At 65.5% G+C, this 17,837-nt stretch carries 17 protein-coding genes and 1 tRNA gene; 12 read left to right on the top strand and 6 right to left on the bottom strand.

The features are described from left to right. Genes IEW02_RS07300 through cmrA form a run of 3 tightly spaced genes read left to right on the top strand, consistent with a single transcriptional unit; the run spans position 1 to position 3,387 of the window. Positions 1 to 546: a PadR family transcriptional regulator gene (locus IEW02_RS07300; protein ID WP_188544171.1), complete on the top strand. Its 546-nt coding sequence runs from the start codon at positions 1 to 3 to the stop codon at positions 544 to 546. After that, a complete protein-coding gene (locus IEW02_RS07295) occupies positions 539 to 2,566 on the top strand; it encodes an NADPH-dependent 2,4-dienoyl-CoA reductase (RefSeq protein ID WP_188544169.1) in 2,028 nt (675 codons plus the stop codon). Before IEW02_RS07300 ends, IEW02_RS07295 begins: the two co-directional genes overlap by 8 nt. 14 nt (positions 2,567 to 2,580) lie before the next feature. Continuing rightward, on the top strand, positions 2,581 to 3,387 hold the full coding sequence (gene cmrA / locus IEW02_RS07290; protein ID WP_188544168.1) for a mycolate reductase: 807 nt from the start codon (positions 2,581 to 2,583) through the stop codon (positions 3,385 to 3,387). A gap of 22 nt (positions 3,388 to 3,409) precedes the next feature. Here cmrA and IEW02_RS07285 read toward each other — a convergent pair whose 3' ends face one another. Then, positions 3,410 to 5,065, bottom strand: coding sequence for a helicase HerA-like domain-containing protein (locus IEW02_RS07285; protein WP_188544166.1), 1,656 nt, complete (start codon positions 5,063 to 5,065; stop codon positions 3,410 to 3,412). A 113-nt stretch (positions 5,066 to 5,178) separates the two neighbouring features. Here IEW02_RS07285 and orn point away from each other — a divergent pair, with 113 nt between their 5' ends. From orn to IEW02_RS07270, 3 genes are all read left to right on the top strand, one after another. Next, positions 5,179 to 5,790, top strand: coding sequence for an oligoribonuclease (gene orn / locus IEW02_RS07280; protein WP_188544164.1), 612 nt, complete (start codon positions 5,179 to 5,181; stop codon positions 5,788 to 5,790). Positions 5,791 to 5,839: 49 nt separating this feature from the next. Next, a tRNA-His gene (locus IEW02_RS07275) sits at positions 5,840 to 5,912 on the top strand. Between the two features lie 392 nt (positions 5,913 to 6,304). Beyond that, on the top strand, positions 6,305 to 7,129 hold the full coding sequence (locus tag IEW02_RS07270) for a M23 family metallopeptidase (protein ID WP_229745871.1): 825 nt from the start codon (positions 6,305 to 6,307) through the stop codon (positions 7,127 to 7,129). Positions 7,130 to 7,132: 3 nt separating this feature from the next. Here IEW02_RS07270 and IEW02_RS07265 read toward each other — a convergent pair whose 3' ends face one another. From IEW02_RS07265 to IEW02_RS07250, 4 genes are all read right to left on the bottom strand, one after another. After that, positions 7,133 to 8,344, bottom strand: coding sequence for a L,D-transpeptidase (locus IEW02_RS07265; protein WP_188544163.1), 1,212 nt, complete (start codon positions 8,342 to 8,344; stop codon positions 7,133 to 7,135). A gap of 162 nt (positions 8,345 to 8,506) precedes the next feature. Next, positions 8,507 to 9,028 (bottom strand): hypothetical protein, encoded by a 522-nt coding sequence (locus IEW02_RS07260; RefSeq protein WP_188544161.1) that lies wholly within the window; start codon positions 9,026 to 9,028, stop codon positions 8,507 to 8,509. Position 9,029: 1 nt separating this feature from the next. After that, positions 9,030 to 10,295, bottom strand: a complete 1,266-nt coding sequence (locus IEW02_RS07255) for a molybdopterin-dependent oxidoreductase (protein WP_188544159.1) — start codon at positions 10,293 to 10,295, stop codon at positions 9,030 to 9,032. 70 nt (positions 10,296 to 10,365) lie between these two features. Next, the gene (locus IEW02_RS07250; protein ID WP_268236713.1) at positions 10,366 to 10,986 is read right to left on the bottom strand and encodes a TetR/AcrR family transcriptional regulator; all 621 of its coding nucleotides are present in this window, start codon (positions 10,984 to 10,986) and stop codon (positions 10,366 to 10,368) included. 331 nt (positions 10,987 to 11,317) lie between these two features. On the opposite strand from IEW02_RS07250, the gene IEW02_RS07245 reads away from it, so the two are divergent. The 6 genes from IEW02_RS07245 (at position 11,318) to IEW02_RS07220 (ending at position 16,198) form a co-directional block, all read left to right on the top strand. Beyond that, complete coding sequence (locus tag IEW02_RS07245; protein WP_188544157.1) at positions 11,318 to 12,013, top strand: hypothetical protein; 696 nt, start codon at positions 11,318 to 11,320, stop codon at positions 12,011 to 12,013. 186 nt (positions 12,014 to 12,199) lie between these two features. Next, the gene (locus IEW02_RS07240) at positions 12,200 to 12,616 is read left to right on the top strand and encodes a TOBE domain-containing protein (RefSeq protein ID WP_188544155.1); all 417 of its coding nucleotides are present in this window, start codon (positions 12,200 to 12,202) and stop codon (positions 12,614 to 12,616) included. Beyond that, positions 12,613 to 13,419, top strand: coding sequence for a molybdate ABC transporter substrate-binding protein (gene modA / locus IEW02_RS07235; protein WP_188544154.1), 807 nt, complete (start codon positions 12,613 to 12,615; stop codon positions 13,417 to 13,419). The genes IEW02_RS07240 and modA overlap by 4 nt, the downstream gene beginning before the upstream one ends. Next, positions 13,416 to 14,216: an ABC transporter permease gene (locus tag IEW02_RS07230; protein ID WP_229745870.1), complete on the top strand. Its 801-nt coding sequence runs from the start codon at positions 13,416 to 13,418 to the stop codon at positions 14,214 to 14,216. Before modA ends, IEW02_RS07230 begins: the two co-directional genes overlap by 4 nt. Then, positions 14,213 to 15,280 (top strand): sulfate/molybdate ABC transporter ATP-binding protein, encoded by a 1,068-nt coding sequence (locus IEW02_RS07225; protein WP_188544152.1) that lies wholly within the window; start codon positions 14,213 to 14,215, stop codon positions 15,278 to 15,280. The genes IEW02_RS07230 and IEW02_RS07225 overlap by 4 nt, the downstream gene beginning before the upstream one ends. A gap of 153 nt (positions 15,281 to 15,433) precedes the next feature. Further along, positions 15,434 to 16,198 carry a cyclase family protein gene (locus tag IEW02_RS07220; RefSeq protein ID WP_371829943.1) on the top strand — a complete coding sequence of 255 codons (765 nt, stop codon included), beginning with the start codon at positions 15,434 to 15,436 and terminating at the stop codon, positions 16,196 to 16,198. On the opposite strand, the gene IEW02_RS07215 is transcribed toward IEW02_RS07220, so the two are convergent. After that, on the bottom strand, positions 16,114 to 17,754 hold the full coding sequence (locus tag IEW02_RS07215) for a GGDEF domain-containing protein (RefSeq protein WP_188544147.1): 1,641 nt from the start codon (positions 17,752 to 17,754) through the stop codon (positions 16,114 to 16,116). The genes IEW02_RS07220 and IEW02_RS07215 overlap by 85 nt on opposite strands. Positions 17,755 to 17,837: the final 83 nt, after the last annotated feature.

Genomic DNA, 17,837 nt, shown 5'->3' with positions numbered 1-17,837 from the left:
GTGGCCCTCGAACATGCCGTTCTCGTCTCCCTCGCCGAACAGTCGGCGTCGGGGTACGAACTCGCGCGCCGATTCGACAAGTCGATCGGGTACTTCTGGAGTGCGACGCACCAGCAGATCTACCGTGTCCTCGCCCGCATGGACGACGCCGGATGGATCTCGGCCGACGCGGTGGTTCAGACCGGCAGGCCGGACAAGAAGGTCTACAGCGTCAGCGAATCCGGCCGTTCCGAACTGAGCCGGTGGATCTCCGACACCACCGAACCCAGTCGGCTGCGCGACGACCTTGCCGTGAAGATCCGCGGCGCCGCGTACGGAGATGTCGATACGCTCCGCGCCGAGGTCGAGCGGCATCGGGACATCCACACCGAACGCCTCGATCTGTACCGCCTCGCAGAAAAACGTGATTTTGCCGCAGCATCCAACCTCACCGGTTCCGCGCTGCACCAGTACCTGGTGCTGCGCGGAGGTATACGAGTCGAAGAAGGGTTCGTCGGCTGGTGCGACGACGTTCTTCACGCCTTGAAAGGGCAGAACAATGACTGACTTCCCGATCCTCCTCTCTCCGTTGGACATCGGCGCAACCACGCTGAAGAACCGCGTGATCATGGGGTCGATCCACACCGGACTCGAAGATCGCGCGAAGGACACCCGCAAGCTGGCCGAGTACTTCGCCGAGCGCGCTCGCGGTGGTGTCGCGCTGATCGTCACCGGTGGGTATGCACCGAACCGCACCGGTTGGCTGCTTCCCTTCGGAGCCAAGTTGACCAACCGCATCGAAGCACGTCGGCACCGCACGATCACCGACGCGGTGCACCGTGAGGGTGGCAAGATCGCGATGCAGATACTGCACGCGGGCCGATATTCGTACCACCCGTTCAGCGCCACCGCATCGTCGATCAAGGCTCCCATCAACCCGTTTCGCCCTCGCAAACTGACATCGCGCGGTGTGGAACGCCAGATTCGCAACTTCGTTCGGTGTGCGCGCCTGGCTCAGTCCGCCGGATACGACGGGGTCGAAATCATGGGCGGCGAAGGCTATTTCGTCAATCAGTTCCTCTCGGCGCGCACCAACAAGCGCACCGACACGTGGGGCGGAACACCCGAGAAGCGTCGACGACTGGCGGTCGAAATCGTGCGCCGGACACGGGAAGCCACGGGGCACGGGTTCGTCATCTCGTTCCGGTTGTCGATGGCGGACCTGGTGCAGGACGGCCAGAGGTGGGCCGACGTCGTCGCCCTGGCGCACGAGGTCGAGGCCGCTGGAGCCAACCTGATCAACACCGACATCGGATGGCACGAATCGCGCGTGCCCACCATCGTCACCTCCGTACCCCGCGGCGCCTTCGTCTCGTTCACCGGCCGCCTTGCACGCGAAGTGACGATCCCGGTGGCCGCAGCGAACCGCATCAACATGCCCGAGCTGGCCGAGAAGATCCTGGACGACGGTGACGCGCAACTGGTGGCGCTCGCCCGCCCGATGCTCGCCGACCCCTTCTGGACCGTCAAAGCAGCCGAAGGTCGACGCGACGAGATCAATACCTGCATTGCCTGCAACCAGGCGTGCCTCGACCACGTCTTCGTCCACAAGCACGCGTCGTGCCTGCTCAACCCGCGCGCCGGCCGCGAAACCGAACTCGTCCTCTCCCCCACCCGCGCCGTACGACGCGTCGCCGTGGTCGGAGCCGGCCCGGCGGGCCTGTCGGCTGCACTCAACATGGCCCAGCGTGGACACCACGTGTCGCTGTTCGAAGCGCGCGACGAAATCGGCGGACAGTTCGCCATCGCGCGCCGCATCCCGGGCAAGGAGGAGTTCGCGGAGACCGTGCGGTACTACGAATCCGCCATGGCTGCAGCAGGAGTCGACGTGAAGCTGGGCGCCCGCGTCACCGCCGACCAACTGATCTCCGACGGATACGACCGGGTCGTCGTCGCCACGGGCGTCACCCCGCGCATCCCCCGCATCCCGGGTATCGAGCACCCGTCCGTGGTCACCTATGCGGACGCCGTACTGGGCGGCGGAACGATCGGCCGGCGCGTCGCGGTCATCGGGGCCGGCGGCATCGGCGTCGACGTCTCGGAGTTCCTGACCACCGCGCAATCGCCGACCCTCGACATCGCCGAGTGGAAACGCGAGTGGGGTGTGACGGACAGTCCGGAGGCAGCGGGCGCGCTCATGACCGCGGAACCGTCGACGTCGGCGCGCGAGGTGTTCCTGCTCCAACGCACGGGCGGACGCATCGGAACGTCCCTGGGTAAGACGACCGGCTGGGTGCACCGCGCCGCGCTGAAGAACAAGAACGTGCAGGAGATCTCCGGTGTGAACTACGAACGCATCGACGACGACGGCCTGCACATCACCTTCGGCAAGGACAGATCCAAGCCCCGAACGATCGCCGTCGACACCGTCGTGATCTGCGCGGGCCAGGAGTCGGTGCGGGACCTCGTGTCCGATCTCGAGACGGCCGGCGTTCGGGTCGACGTGATCGGTGGGGCGGACGAAGCCGGTGAACTCGACGCCAAACGTGCGATCCTCCAGGGCACTCGGCTGGCTGCTTCGGTGTGATCTAGCCTGGCCACATGAGCCTTCCGAAGCCGACTCCCGATGCCCGCGCCGTCGTCACCGGAGCCTCCTCCGGAATCGGTGAGGCGCTCGCCACCGAACTCGCCGCCCGCGGACACTCCCTCATCGTCGTCGCGCGTCGCGGCGAGCTGTTGGAGGCGCTCGCAGCCAAGCTGACCAGTGCGCACGGCGTCGAGGTCGAGGTGCGCGTGTTGGACCTCAGCGACCGCGACAAGCGCCAGGAACTCGTCGCCGAACTGTCCGAGCGCAACATCTCCATCCTCTGCAACAACGCAGGTATCGCGACTTTCGGCCCGATCGCCGGGTTGGATCCCGCCTACGAGCGCGACCAGGTGGAGCTCAATGCCGTTGCGGTGCACGACCTGACGCTCGCCGTGCTGCCAGGCATGATCGGCCGCGGCACCGGCGGCATCCTCATCACCGGATCCGCGGCCGGCAACATGGCCATCCCCAACAACGCCACGTACGCCGCGACCAAGGCATTCGTGAACACGTTCTCCGAGTCGCTGCGCGCAGAACTGCACGGCACGGGCGTCAACGTCACCCTCCTCGCACCCGGCCCGGTCCGCACCGAGACCCCCGACCCGTCCGAGGAGTCGATCGTCGACAAGCTTGTCCCCGACTTCCTTTGGATCGGCAGCGAGTACACGGCCAAGTTGTCGTTGGATGCGTTGGGCAAGAACAAGATGCGCGTGGTGCCAGGGCTGCTGTCGAAGGGGATGTCGGTGGCGGGCCAGTACAGCCCTCGCTTCGTCAGCGCTCCCATCGTCGGGAGTTTCTACAAGAAGTTGGGTGGGTCGTAGGCCCTGACTCCAGCCCTGCGACCTACCGCCTCCGCCGCCTCCCCGTCCCGAAGATGCTCCGCGAGATCTCCCGACCGGCAGCACTGGCCGCCGATCGCAGGAAGCTCTTCACCGCAGGATTGCTCATCATTCGCTCGGCGGCGGACGGGCCTTCCGGGACGGGTGGAGGTGCATCGGGCACATCTGGCAATTCCGGTGGCGGAGGCGCCATCCGTGCATTCATCTTCTCGTACGCCGATTCGCGGTCGATCGTCTGGCCGTACTTGGCGAACAGGGCTCCACTCGACGCCGACGACGTGATGGCCGGGTTTCCAATGGTGTCCATCAACGACCGCGGCGGCCGAATCCTGGTCCACGCCACCGGCGTCGGCGCTCCCTTCTCCGACAGCACCGTCACGATGGCCTCACCGATACCCAACGTGGTGAGGGCTTGCTCGAGGTCGTAGTTCTTCGTCTTCGGATACGTACGAACGGTTTTGGTGAGGGCCTTCTGGTCTTCGGGGGTGAAGGCGCGGAGCGCGTGCTGAATGCGCGCGCCGAGCTGTGACAGGATGTCGCTGGGTACGTCGGTGGGTAGCTGGGTGCAGAAGAACACGCCGACACCCTTCGAGCGGATGAGCTTGACCGTCTGTTCCACCTGCTGCAGAAAGGCTTTGGACGCGTCGGCGAAGAGCAGGTGCGCCTCGTCGAAGATGAAGACGAGTTTGGGTTTGTCGATGTCGCCCTCTTCGGGCAGCGTCTGAAACAGATCGGCGAGCACCCACATCAGGAACGTCGAGAACATCACCGGGCGCGCGGCAAGTGCACCGAGCTCGAACAGGCTGATCACGCCCCGGCCGTCGGGTCCCACCCGCAGCAGGTCGGCCGTGTCGAGCTCGGGTTCACCGAAGAAGGTGTCACCGCCGTCGGCTTCGAGATTGGACAGTGCGCGCAAGATGACCCCGGCCGTCGCAGAGGACACACCGCCGATCCCCTTCAGATCCGCCTTGCCCTCGTCGCTCGTCAGATGTGTGATGACAGCACGCAGATCCTTGAGGTCGAGCAATGCGAGTCCCTGCGTGTCGGCCCAATGGAAGATGAGTCCGAGCGTCGACTCCTGAGTCGGGTTGAGCGCCAACACCTTACTGAGCAGGATGGGACCGAACGCGGTGATGGTGGCGCGCACGGGAACACCGATCCCCTCGGTACCCAACGACAGGAACTCGACGGGAAACGCCGACGGCTGCCAATCGGCGGCGCCGGTGTCGGCGGCGCGAGAACGGATCTTCTCGTTGTCCTCACCGGCCGCGGACAGGCCGGACAGGTCACCCTTGATGTCCGCCATGACGACGGGAACGCCTGCAGCGGAGAGCTGTTCGGCGATTCCCTGCAACGTCTTGGTCTTACCCGTTCCGGTGGCACCCGCGACCAGTCCGTGCCGGTTCATCATCGCGAGCGGAATGCGAACTCGCGCGCTGGGCGCCAGCGCGCCATCCAGTAGGGCGGTTCCCAGTTCGAGCGCTGCACCGTCGGACGCGTATCCCGCCGCGATCTCGTCGGCAGCCCCGGAAGACGACGGTTGCGAAGCCTCAGCAGCTGCCGCCTCTTTCTCTGCCTGCTCCAGTTCGGCGGCTGCAGCAGCGGCCGCGGCGCGAGCGGCGGCCACGCGATCGGCGGGACTCTGGGGTGCTTCGCTCATCGAGTTCGACTCTTCTCGTCGGGTGCGTGGGTCCACCGCAGACACTAACGCCAAGCCGGGAAGGCCGGAGGCCGGAGGCCGGTCGTTGAGCAAGCCCCCACTACTGTGGAGCCGTGCAGGACAAACTTGTGTGGATCGATTGCGAGATGACCGGGCTCGACACCGGATCGGACAAGCTCATCGAGATCGCGGCTCTGGTCACCGACAGCGACCTCAACGTGCTCGGCGAGGGTGTCGACATCGTCATCCACGCCGACGACGATGCTCTGGCGGCCATGCCCGAGGTTGTGACGGCGATGCACGCCAAGTCGGGGCTCACCGAGGAGGTGCGTAACTCGACGGTCAGTCTGCGAGAGGCCGAGGAGCAGGTGCTCGCCTACATCCGTGAGCACGTGACGTCGCCCGGGACGGTGCCGCTGGCCGGCAACTCGATCGGCACCGACCGCGGATTCATTGCGCGCGACATGCCCGAGCTCGACAATTACCTGCACTACCGCATGATCGACGTGAGCTCGATCAAGGAGCTTGCTCGCCGCTGGTTCCCGCGGATCTACTTCGGTCAGCCGCCCAAGGGATTGGCGCACCGAGCCCTGGCGGACATCAAGGAATCGATCCGCGAGCTGCAGTACTACCGCCGCACGGTGTTCGTGGCCGAACCCGGCCCGTCGAGCAGCGAGATCGCCGCGGTCGTGGAGTCGTTGACACCCGCAGCCGATACCGATTAGCCGTAGCCCCACGCGGCACGCTAATATTCTTCCGCGCGCAAGCGTGATGGTGGCTGTAGTTCAGTTGGTAGAGCACCAGGTTGTGATCCTGGCTGTCGCGGGTTCGAGTCCCGTCAGCCACCCGAGTAGAGGCCCCGGTTTCCCACAGGAAGCCGGGGCCTTTTCCGTGCCTTCGGCACCTGTGCGCGATGTCCTGAAACAAGGCAGTACCTCGGGAGGTATGAAAAGGCGCACAGGCGCGAAGCGCCTAATTACGTTGTTGTAATTCATCATTCGAGTTACCAATGGGTACTCGTGTGACGTAACGTGACCTTTGGCGCTCTTGGGGAAGGTGCGCACTGAGTGACTGCATGATGCTTGTGAGACGTTGCGGGAAGGCCGGAGGCCGGCCGTAAACTCTCGAGAAGGCCGGAGGCCGGTCGCAATTCTTGGGAAGGACGTCTGGCTTGCGCGTGCTGGTTGCCGCCTGCCCTCCCCCGACCGCGCCGTCAGCGAGTCGACTCGGAGGTAACTGATGGGCCTGGAACACACGACACGAACCGCGCGCCGACGCCGATGGGGATCCGGCGTCGTCGCGGGTGTGGCCGTCACCGGTTCGCTCATGTTCGTCGCACCACCCGCGGCGATCGCGGCGCCGGCACCGCCGTCGCTGCCTGCCTTTCCGCTGGACGCGTTGCTGCCCTACCTCGACCTGTCGTCGTTCGACCTGACGACGCTGTCTGCGTTCGAGATCCCCGCCATCACGATCGACGCCGCACAGCGCGCTGCCATCCTCGCCGCCGTGTTCGACGCGACGGGTGTGCTGATCCAAGAAGTCGCCGGACTCGTCGTCGGTGACACCACGACGATCGTTCCCGACGTCACCAGTCCCCTGCCGTCCGCGGACGTCCCGGCGACCGTGGGCGTCGGTGGAGCGCGACTACCCCTCGACCGTGGTGCGTACCGGCTGACGTCCAACTACGGAGTGCGCGACAACCCGACGGGTGCCGGCCGACGTAACCACCAGGGCATCGACCTCGCCGCGGACTCGGGAACCCCGATCTACGCGGTCACCGGTGGCACCGTGGTGCAGGCAGGCGACAACGGCGACGGCTACGGGAATCTCGTGCGCATCAAGAGCGGCAACACCGAGGTGTACTACGGGCACCAGTCCTCGGTCGGCGTCAACGTCGGTGACACCGTCGCTGCGGGCCAACGCATCGGATCTGTTGGCAGCACCGGTAATTCGACCGGGCCGCACCTGCACTTCGAGGTTCGTCGCGGTGGAGCCAGCGTGGACCCGACGGGTTACCTCACCGCCCTGGGACTGAGCGTCGCAGGATCGTCCGCTCGCGATTGAGGCCTAGACGCTGGAAGCGTTTCCTGCTCTCCACGTCTCCCAGGGAACGTTCCAGTCGCCGAGTCCGTCTGTGCCCGAAAGCGTTCCACCGACGGTGTTCTTGACGACGGCGATGTCACCGCGCTTCATGTTGTCGTAGATCCACTTGGCGTTGCTGGGGCTCAGGTTCAGACACCCGTGACTGGCGTTGCTGTAACCCTGCTGTCCGACGGACCATGGCGCGGAGTGGAAGAAGATGCCGCTGTAGGACATTCGTGTTGCCCAGTCGACTTCGGTGCGGTAACCCGCAGGTGAGTCGACGGGTACGCCGTAGGTCGACGAGTCCATGACGAGGTGCGAGAACTTGTCGCCGACGATGTAGACACCGTTGTCGGTCGGGGTACTGTCCTTGCCCATCGACGTGGGCATGGTTCGGACGTCCTGACCGTTGATGTTGATGGTCACCTGCTTGGTGTTGTCGTCCGCGGTGGCGATGATCGCATCGCCGATGGTGAATCTGGTCGACGCGTCCTCCTGACCGAACAGTCCGTCACCGAGGTTGCGGCCGAACACCTTGACGTTCACGTCGACCGTGGTGCCCGGCACCCAGTAGTTCTGCGGGCGCCAGCGAACTTCCTTCTGGTTGACCCAGTAGAAGGCGCCCTCGACGGGCGGGTTCGTGGTGATGGTGATGGCGTTCTGCGCGGCGATCTTGTCCGGGATGGTCTCGTCGAACTGGATGGCGACCGGTTGCCCGATACCGACGACCTCGTTCTCCGACGGCAGCAGATACGGCTTGGTGTAATTGCCGGGTGAGGTGGTGGTGAAACTGGACGCGGCGCTGGTGGCGCCGCCGAGGCCGTACGCGTCGGCGCGCAGTTGGTAGGTGGTGTTGTACTTCATCGGCTGGGTGTTCACCCACGACAGCCCGTCGGGCGCGATCTCACCGGTCAACGGCACACCGGCCGGGTCCAGCAACGACACCGCGGCCAGCCGGCCACCGTCGACACGAGCAGTCACGGGATCACCCGGCGAGAATCCCACCGAGGCGTCCAGTGCGGACAGTTCGATCTTCGGCTTGAGAAGTTCCGACAGCGGGTTGGAGTCGATGGGAACGACGGGAGCCTGTGCGGCCGGCGCCGACTGACTGCACCCGGTCAAGAACGCCAGTGCGACCACGACGGGTAGAGCCGCCATCCGCATCCGCCGTCGACCCGTCATTGCACGCACGCTCATTCTCGATCTCGCTCCACATCATTTCATCGAACCGACGCCCTGAAACCGACGCGTTGGTTCTCATGGTGCCAGGGCGCACACGCTTCTTCCACCTGCAGCGAGGTAACGGCGATAACGGGTCAGTACCGATCGAGCGACGGTGGTTTCGAAGCCGACCAGCGCTTATCGTTCGGTGGCGGAAACCGGGCTCGATCCCCGTTTTTGAACAATGGCGCACCGAATTGCGTACAGGACCGCACTCGAGGCAAACATCACCGCGACGAGCACGATCCACCTCAGCAGGTACGGCTCCTGCGTCAACCCGGTGGCGGCAACGTAGGCCTCCTTCCCCTGCTCGATGATGCCGGGAAAGAACATCAGGAACGTCAACCCGGTGGCCAGCACGGGCACGCGAATGTAGTTGAGCACCGGCACAAGTGGCGGACGCGAGCGACGTCGGCCGCGCATGGCATCGAGCCCGGACCGCAACGACAGGTCGGCGACCGCGTACAGCGGAAAGAGCACCAGATCGTGCGCTACGGCCGCACCGACGAACCAGACCGCGATCGACTGCCACCAGATATCGGTGTTCCAGAACGTCATCGGTCCGGCCGTGTAGACAACCGCCAGGCCGAGAACGAAACAGAAGATCATCGCCAGGAGATGCAACGGGTTGGCGCCGTAGAATTTCGCGAATTTCGTCATGTCACACCTGCCTGAATTCGATCGACCGGACCCATTTCGTTTGGTGAACACCCGGAATTCCAGGAATCATGATGCGCGCCGGAAATCCATGGTCGAGCGAAAGATCGACGCCGTTGACCTGCAGGGCCAGAAGCGAATCTCCGTCCGAGAATTGGTTGGCGGGGAAGGTGACGCGATTGAACGAACCCGCCCGCTCCAACGACTGCACCTCGGCGTTGTCGATGCTGTCGACTCCGACCGCTGCCTGCAGGTCACGTAGGCGGACCCCGGTCCACGTCTGCACCGTCGACCAGCCCTCGACACACGCGATGGGTAGTCGCACGGTGGTTTGCGGCATGGCCTGAAGTTGCGCTCGTGTCATCTCCAGCGGAGCGTCGCCGCCGAGGAGTGTCAGTCGCCAGCCGTCACCGACCTGGTCCGCTGTGACCCCGGCCGCCGCCGACGTCCTGTTGACCTGGAAGTCGTTCGGGCCGTCTCCGTACGAGCGTCCGCGTGGAAGCAGGATCGCAGCGTTCCGCAGAAACCCGCCCGTGGTCTGCCCCGCCGTGAGCACCGCGACGAAGAGCGCTCCCCCACCGACCAGCGCCAGGGCCCCGCGCCGACTGACGGTGGCGGGAGCAGGGTCGGTCGCGACGAGGCCCGTGTCGTCCCGCTGTTCGGGTTCGGTGTCCGCGACGCGCTGACGCATCACGTCCATGAACGAGCGACCACGCAGGGTGCGCACCATCACCGGTACCTTGACCACGACGTGCGCGACGAATCCACCGATGAAGACCCATGCGCCCCAGTAGTGCGCGGTATAGAAGCTGAACCCGAAGATGTAGTCGTACTGGATGTTCAGAACGCCGGTGACGATCTCGAACAGCACTCCGCCGACGAGGGCCAGCAACGACACGCGCTCGAGCGCCTGCGCCGGAGACCGCACCGGCGGGAACTCGAAGAACTTGGGAATGACCGACCACAGCTTCGCCAGGACGATCGGCACCAGCACCAACCCCAGCCCGACGTGCAGACCTTGGTTCAGCCGGTAGATCCACGACGGTCGCGTCGGCCAGTCGAAGTACGGCAGATGCAACCACGCGACGTCCCCGGGCATCGACTGCCCGAACCGCGGACCGTAGGCGACCCAGGACAGCAGACCGGTGACGGTGACGACGGGCAGCGCGATCAGCAGGACCGCTCCGAACACCGAGGTGAGCCACGGCCCTCGAAGAGGGCTTCGGAAGCGAGGACCACGCGGCCTTGACCTGTGCGTCGTATCGGTCATGTCGTCTGCCCGCTTTCTGTACTGTCCGGTACAGCTTGGTCGATTCCGGACGCTCGGTCAAGGGTGCGCATCATTTCGCCCGCAACTCGGCAACGCGACTGACCGCAGCGTCGAGAAGGTCTCGTAGCGGCGCGACATCTCCGGCTATGCGCCCCAACAACATTCCCCCTTGCAGTGCCGCCACGAGCATGGCCGCGAGCCGCGACGGGTCGGCGTTCACGGCCAGGTCACCTCGTGTCTGCATCGCCGTCAAACCGTCCGCCAACGGCTGCTCCCATCGCCGAAAGGCGGCGTCGACGACAGGTCGAAAAGTGGCGTCGTTCTTCAGCTCCGCGGCAAGCGAACCCAAGGGGCATGCGAACGGACCGCCCTTCGCCGTGTGCTGCCTGACGACGGCGTCGGCCCACGCCGTGATGCCCTCGACAGAACCCACGCGCGCGAGCTCCGGTTGCGCATTCAATACCGAGTCACGCTGATGCTCGATCACCGCGATCACGAGATCCGCCTTGTCTGCGAAATAGTGGTACATCTGCGATTTCCCGGTCCCGGACGCCACCAGGACGTCGTCGAGACTCGTTGCAGCGACCCCTCTCTCGTACATCATGTCCGCCGCCGCGTCGACGATCGCAGCACGAGTACGCCGCCCACGTGCGGTGGCGGGCAGGGCCCGCGCGGGTCTCTCAGCGCTCACGTACCGAACAGTACATGCGCCGTGGACCTGCGGAAACGTACCTTTTTCTTGTTTCTCGCAGTCTTTTGGATTTGCTTGCGATCCGGATAGCGATCGGTTACGAATAGGAGATATCGGGATCCTTGATTTCGGTAGATCGACCCACTCGCACCCGATGGTGTGGATGGCGAACTATTAGCTGTGGAAGCCAAAAATTCGCTGCTCCAACGTTTTTCGATTTGGTTCACGGTCCGGTCCTCACCCGATTCGGATGTCGTTCCAATCCGGAGCACAGGGGGCGCCGAATTACCCACATCTTCAAGCCGACTACCACGAAGGGCAATTCAAGAAAATGTTCACTCTCCGCAAGGCCGTAGTAGCCACCGCCATCGGTGCGCTCGCCATCGTTCCGCTCGCAGCGTGCTCGTCCAGCGACGACTCGTCCACCGCGACCACGTCGTCGGCCTCCTCGGAGTCCTCCGAAGCAGCCACGACTTCCGCCGAGCCGGCTCCGGCCGCAGAGGTTCCTTCGCTCACCGGTCGTGACACGGCAGTCAAGCTCGACGCCGGATTCGCCGAAGCACTCACCACCCTCGGACTGACCCCCGGCACGGTCGGCACCGCGACCCTCGTCGACGGATCGCTGATCTTCCCGATCACCGGCGGCAACGTGAAGTACTGGACCCCCGGTACTGTCGACCCGTACGTCCAGGGCGAGATCCTGCACAACGGAAGCGGCTTCTCCCTCACCGCCGGTGGAACCACCGTCGAGCTCACCAACTTCGACATCGATCCCGGCACCTCGGTGCTGACCGGTGACGTCGCCGTCAACGGCCAGAGTGCCGCCACCGGCGCCGTGTTGTTCGACCTCGACGGCCGCACCCTTCAGCCGCTCGCCACCGGACCGGACAACACCGCGATCCTGACCGGCACCACCGTCCACATCTCGGCCACTGCAGCTGACCTGCTGAACACCACGTTCAACACCACTGCCGTCACCCCGGGCCTGCTCGTCGGCGTTGCGACCATCACGGTCAACACCGCGTAGTCACCCCTCTCCACTGCACCAGCCACGGGCGGTGCGTCGAGCCTTCACCGGTTCGGCGCACCGCCCGTTTCGCATGTGCGGATCGCGGCGGTGTACGTCGTTCCCGACCCACTCTCGGCTAGAGTTTCCTCTCGTGCCGCATCTACGACTCTTCCGTGTCGATCGACCCGCAGATGCGGAGTCGGTGTGAGCACCATTCGGATCAAGGACGCAGCCGATCTCCTCGGCGTCAGCGACGACACCGTCCGCCGCTGGATCGATCACGGCAGCCTCACCGAACACCGCGACGACTCCGGTCGCAAGGTCGTCGACGGCGCCGAACTCGCCCTCTTCGCCCGCGACCATGCGACGCCTCCCGCCGACCCCTCCAGCGGGACGAGTTCTGCGCGCAACCGCATGGTCGGCCTGGTCATCAAGGTCACGCTCGACACCGTCATGGCCGAAGTTCAGATGCAGTGCGGCCCGTTCACCATCGTCTCGCTGATGAGCGCCGAATCGGCCACCTCGCTCGGACTCGAACCCGGCACGGTCGCCGTTGCCGTCGTCAAAGCCACCACCGTCATCGTCGACAGTCCTCTGAACACCAGCAAAGGATCATCATGAAACTCGTACCGGGTGCGGCTCTCGCCGCGCTGTCCGTCCTCGCCCTGGTCGCCGGTTGCAGCTCGGACTCGGGCAGCGAAGCCGACCCGTCGACGACTGCGGCGCAATCGAGCTCGGCCGACGCCGTGACCGGAGACCTCACTGTCTTCGCCGCCGCATCGCTGAAGTCGACGTTCACCGAACTCGGATCGCAGTTCGAAGCCGCGCATCCCGGAACGACGGTGAACTTCAGCTTCGCAGGATCGTCGGATCTGGTCACCCAGCTCACTCAGGGCGCACCGGCAGACGTGTTCGCCTCCGCCGACACCGCGAACATGACCAAGGCGGTCGACGCGAACCTGGTGTCCGGTAGCCCCGTGAATTTCGCGACGAACACGCTGACGATCGTCACCGCAGCCGGAAATCCCAAACGCATCACCTCGTTCGCCGATCTGAACAAGCCCGACACCGCGGTGGTCGTGTGCGCGCCGCAGGTGCCGTGCGGTTCCGCGACCACCAAGGTCGAGCAGTCGACGGGCACCGCGCTGACACCTGTCAGCGAAGAGTCGTCGGTGACCGACGTTCTCGGCAAGGTCACCTCGGGTCAAGCCGACGCAGGCCTCGTCTACGTCACCGATGCGTCCGGGGCCGGAGACAAATTGACCGCAGTTCCGTTCCCGGAAGCGAGCGGCGCCGTCAACACGTACCCGATCGCCACGTTGACCGGAACGACCAACGATGCTGCTGCGCAGGCCTTCTTGGATCTCGTCACCGGAGAAGACGGTCGGAGAGTACTGGCGGACGCCGGATTCGCAGGGCCGTGAGAGGGTCACCCGATACCTCGGGCCGCCCACCCCGGTGGGTGCTCGTACCCGCCGTCGTCGGCGCGCTGTTCGTGGTCCTTCCTCTCGTCGCCATGATCCTGGCGGTCGACAGATCCCGGTTCATCCCCCTGATCACATCCGAATCATCGCGCGCAGCACTCTTTCTCAGCCTCAGAACGTCCACTGCGAGCACCGTCGTCTGTGTGATTCTGGGCGTTCCGATGGCGCTGGTCCTCGCGCGATGGGATTTTCCCGGCCGCACGCTCGCTCGCTCGCTCGTGCTGCTGCCGTTGGTTCTTCCTCCGGTGGTCGGGGGCATCGCTCTGCTCTACACCTTCGGTCGGCAGGGTCTGCTCGGTCAGCACTTCGAGGCGTTCGGACTTCGGATCGCTTTCTCGACCACAGCGGTGGTGATCGCTCAGTCGTTCGTCGCGTTGCCGTTTCTCGTGTTGAGCCTCGAAGGTGCACTGCGCACCGCCGGAACACGATTCGAGACCGTTGCCGCGACGCTCGGCGCCGGCCCGTCCACCGTCCTGTGGCGCGTCACCCTCCCGCTGGCGTTGCCCGGTCTCGTGTCCGGAGCAGTCCTGGCCTTCGCCCGATCGCTGGGTGAGTTCGGCGCAACCCTCACCTTTGCAGGATCTCTGCAGGGCGTCACCCGCACCTTGCCGCTCGAGATCTATCTCCAACGCGAGACCGACCCCGATGCGGCCGTGGCACTGTCACTGGTCCTCGTGGTCGTCGCGGCGCTGATCGTGATCGTCACCCGCGGACGCCGCATAGCGGGCGCGCTGTGACCGGATTGGCCGTCCGTGCCCGAATCGCGGTGCGCAACATCGACTACGACATCGAGGCTCCGTCTGGTTCGGTACTGGCGGTCATCGGCCCCAACGGGGCGGGCAAGACGTCTCTGCTGTCGATCGCCGCCGGCCTGCTCCGGCCGGACGACGGGCGAGTCGAACTCGACGGTCGCGTCCTGACCGACACGAGCGCAGGTATTCACGTTCCGACCCATAGACGCGGGATCGCGACCCTGTCGCAGCAACCCTTGCTGTTTCCGCACCTCACCGCGGAAGCGAATGTGGCGTTCGCCCCGCGCAGCGCCGGCGTCGGGCGCTCGCGATCGAAAGAGGTTGCGCGTGAGTGGTTGTCCCACGTGGGCGCCGCCGAGCTCGCCGGCAGGCGTCCCTCGGAATTGTCCGGTGGTCAGGCACAACGAGTGGCAGTCGCACGGGCACTGGCCGCCGACCCCGCTCTGCTCCTGCTCGACGAACCGTTGGCCGCGCTCGACGTCGAGTCCGCCCCGGCGGTTCGCCGACTCCTACGGACCATGCTGCAGGAGCGTCGACGAACCGCCGTGCTGGTGACACACGACGTTCTCGACGCACTGGCACTCGCCGACACGGTCGTCGTGATCGACGACGGACGCGTCGTCGAACGTGGGCCTGTCCGTTCCGTTCTCGCCGCACCGCGCAGCACCTTCGCCGCGCGTATCGCCGGTCTGGACCTCGTCGACGGCACCGTCGTTGCGCCGGGGACCCTGCGCACGCCCGACGGCATCACCGTCATGGGGACGGGTGACGTCGAGGTCGGTTCCGCGGCCGTCGCCGTCTTCACCCCGAGTGCGGTCGCGGTGCACGCCGAGCCACCACACGGGAGCCCACGCAACGTCTTTCGTGCCACGGTGTCCGATATCGAGGTGCGTGGCGCGAGCGTGCGCGTGACCGCGCGGGTGTCGTCGACTCTCGCTCTTTCTGCCGACGTCACCGCCGCCGCGGTCGCCGATCTCGACCTCGTTCCCGGTCACATCGTCCACCTCGCGGTCAAGGCACACGAGGTCGCGCTGCACGGCGCGCCGTAGAAAGGCTGCCGGCCCGAGCGATTCGACGTATCGTCCCTCTCGAAGCACGATCCGTCGGGGGTCGTTCCGTTGGAAGCGATGGATCTCGGTATGGACAGACGGCGCCTGTTGGGCAGCGCAGCAACGGGTCTGGCGTTGGCGGTGGGTTCGCAGATGGTGAGTTCGGGAACGTCCGAGGCACTTCCGCTTCCGACGGTTCCGCTGGACAGGCTGCTGCGGATCGTGTCGCTCTCGCACGTGAACGACCCTGCGACCACACCGATCTTTCCCGGTGACCCGGAGTTCACGCTCGAACCGGCCGCCACGATCGCCGCCGACGGCTTCTACCTCCAGTACGTCAAGGAAGGCGAACACACCGGCACCCATTGGGGCGCACCGGCGCACTTCCAGGAGGGAGGGCGAACTGCCGACCAGCTGGACCCCGAGGACCTGTTCCTGCCCGCGGTGAAGATCGACATCAGGACACAGTCGGCGGGGAACGCCGACTACGCGGTGACGGTCGAGGACCTCGTCTCCTTCGAGAGGGGCAACGGACGCATTCCCCGCGGCGCCGCGGTGATCCTGTGGACCGGGTGGGAATCACGCTGGGGCACAGCCGCATACGCCAACGTCGGTGCCGACGGTCTGCCGCACCAGCCCGGTTTCAGCGCCGCGGCGGCGCAGTGGCTCATCGACACCGGTCGCCTGGACGTGCGCGGCGCACTCGGTACCGACACCTTCGGGCCGGATCTCGGCAACGACGAGACGTATCCGGTGTCGACGGCTCTCTACGACAAGCGTCGCATCAGCCTCGAGAACATGAACAACTTGAGCGCCATCCCGGCGACGGGTGCCTACGTTCTGGTCGGCGGCGCCATCAATCGTGCCGGTTCGGGTTCACCCGCAACGATATTCGGATTGGTTCCCCGACTGCCCTGATGCTCGGGCGGGACGAGCGCTTCGAAGGTGTGGTCTGCTCGGTACAGGAATGCGCGACCCTTGCCGTCACGCTTCGCCTCGTACATCGCGCGGTCGGCAAGGCGCAACAACGCGTCCGGCGTCGGCTCACCCATGACCGACCCGAATTCGACGACACCGACGCAGACCCCGGTCGACATGTGCTGACCGTCCACGTCGAGCGTCCCGGAGACGGCGTCGACGATCCGGAACACGATCTCCCCGGCGTGGTCGGCCGTCGAGTCGACGAGCACGACGAATTCGTCGCCCCCGAACCGCGCCACGTGGGCATGGGCTCCCGACGCGGCGGCGAGCCTCTCGCTGACCAACTTGAGCGCTTTGTCGCCGGCCGCATGGCCGTATCTGTCGTTGATGGTCTTGAAATCGTCGAGGTCGGCGAGCATCAACACGTACGGGTTGCCGGTGCGGGTGAACACCTCGATCGCGGCGCTCAGGTGCTCGTCGAACGACACGCGGTTGGCCAACCCGGTCAACCCGTCGAAATGGGCACGGTACGTAAGTTCCGATTGCGCGTCGAAGATGCGGCGTAGAAGAGCCTCGTTCTCGAGCAGTGTCAGGACCTGACGTATCAGCGACAGGGCGAGGACGAGGACTCCGATCACCACGACGACGGTGTCGACGTTGCCGACGGTCAGCCACTGCAGGCCCACGATGGATGCGATGACCAGGATGAGGACGTACGGAACGAGCAACTGTGTGCGTCGACTGCGCCACGTCGCGGTCGATCGAACCCCGAGCCGCGTCCGGCTGGCCGGTACCGATGCAGCGAGTGCGATCAGCGGCGGCCCTGCAATGTATCCCGCGTCGGCGAGCGGTGACACCGTGTTCCCCCCGGCCGCAACCAGATACGCGTATGCGCTGTCCGAGAGCGCCAGCGCCACCATGCCCGCGAGGAGCAACCACAACTGTGCTCGGAACCGGGCGACGACCTTCGGAATCACCGCCAGGATCAGAACGATCCCGACCAGAACGAGGTCGGTGATGGGGTACATGACCGCGACCAGGAATCCCAGTGACGACTCCGGCGGCGAATGGGCGAGGGCTCCCAACGCCGTCGTCCAGGACAGGACGAACAGCGAACCGACGATGACGGACCCGTCCAGGATGGCGAACGCCCACATCCGGGTGCTGCCCCGAGGCCGCACACGCTGCGAGATGACCAGCGTGAGCAAGGCCGGTGCGGCGAACACGGGAAACACGAAGAAGCCGATGTCTGCGATCGACGGAGACGGCAGCGGGGAGTCGAACACGGTCCGGTACAGACCCCAGAACACCATGCCGATGCTCCATCCGAACATCCCTGCGCCCATCAGAATGCGCCACCGCCGCTCGGCTCCGAGCCTGCTGCGGGCCGTCCACCAACATGCCGCGGTGGCAACCACGCCACCCACCAACTGGGACACGTCGTCGAGCATCACCGAGTGACGGACGTCCAGCAGACCGGAACTCGAGATCAGGACGATCACGACCACGATTGCGAGAACGATGCGGACGCGCGTCTTCAGAGAGTCGACCATCGAGTCTCCTCACCGGCGCGGATCTGAGTGGAAAGGCCCCCCGGTCGGTGCCAGTGTACTGAGAAGTGGGTACCGCGGACCTC

The sequence above is a fragment of the Rhodococcoides trifolii genome, from assembly GCF_014635345.1.
Taxonomy (GTDB): Bacteria; Actinomycetota; Actinomycetes; order Mycobacteriales; family Mycobacteriaceae; genus Rhodococcoides; species Rhodococcoides trifolii.
This window is presented reverse-complemented; position numbering and strand designations above follow the sequence as displayed.

Bases quoted from the DNA above. Each gene is read 5' to 3' on its own strand.
- IEW02_RS07285 (WP_188544166.1), bottom strand. From the start codon at position 5,065: ATGAGCGAAGCACCCCAGAGTCCCGCCGATCGCGTGGCCGCCGCTCGC.
- IEW02_RS07270 (WP_229745871.1), top strand. From the start codon at position 6,305: ATGGGCCTGGAACACACGACACGAACCGCGCGCCGACGCCGATGGGGA.
- cmrA (WP_188544168.1), top strand. From the start codon at position 2,581: ATGAGCCTTCCGAAGCCGACTCCCGATGCCCGCGCCGTCGTCACCGGA.
- IEW02_RS07245 (WP_188544157.1), top strand. From the start codon at position 11,318: ATGTTCACTCTCCGCAAGGCCGTAGTAGCCACCGCCATCGGTGCGCTC.
- IEW02_RS07220 (WP_371829943.1), top strand. From the start codon at position 15,434: ATGGTGAGTTCGGGAACGTCCGAGGCACTTCCGCTTCCGACGGTTCCG.
- IEW02_RS07265 (WP_188544163.1), bottom strand. From the start codon at position 8,344: ATGAGCGTGCGTGCAATGACGGGTCGACGGCGGATGCGGATGGCGGCT.
- modA (WP_188544154.1), top strand. From the start codon at position 12,613: ATGAAACTCGTACCGGGTGCGGCTCTCGCCGCGCTGTCCGTCCTCGCC.
- IEW02_RS07215 (WP_188544147.1), bottom strand. From the start codon at position 17,754: ATGGTCGACTCTCTGAAGACGCGCGTCCGCATCGTTCTCGCAATCGTG.
- IEW02_RS07260 (WP_188544161.1), bottom strand. From the start codon at position 9,028: ATGACGAAATTCGCGAAATTCTACGGCGCCAACCCGTTGCATCTCCTG.
- IEW02_RS07255 (WP_188544159.1), bottom strand. From the start codon at position 10,295: ATGACCGATACGACGCACAGGTCAAGGCCGCGTGGTCCTCGCTTCCGA.
- IEW02_RS07295 (WP_188544169.1), top strand. From the start codon at position 539: ATGACTGACTTCCCGATCCTCCTCTCTCCGTTGGACATCGGCGCAACC.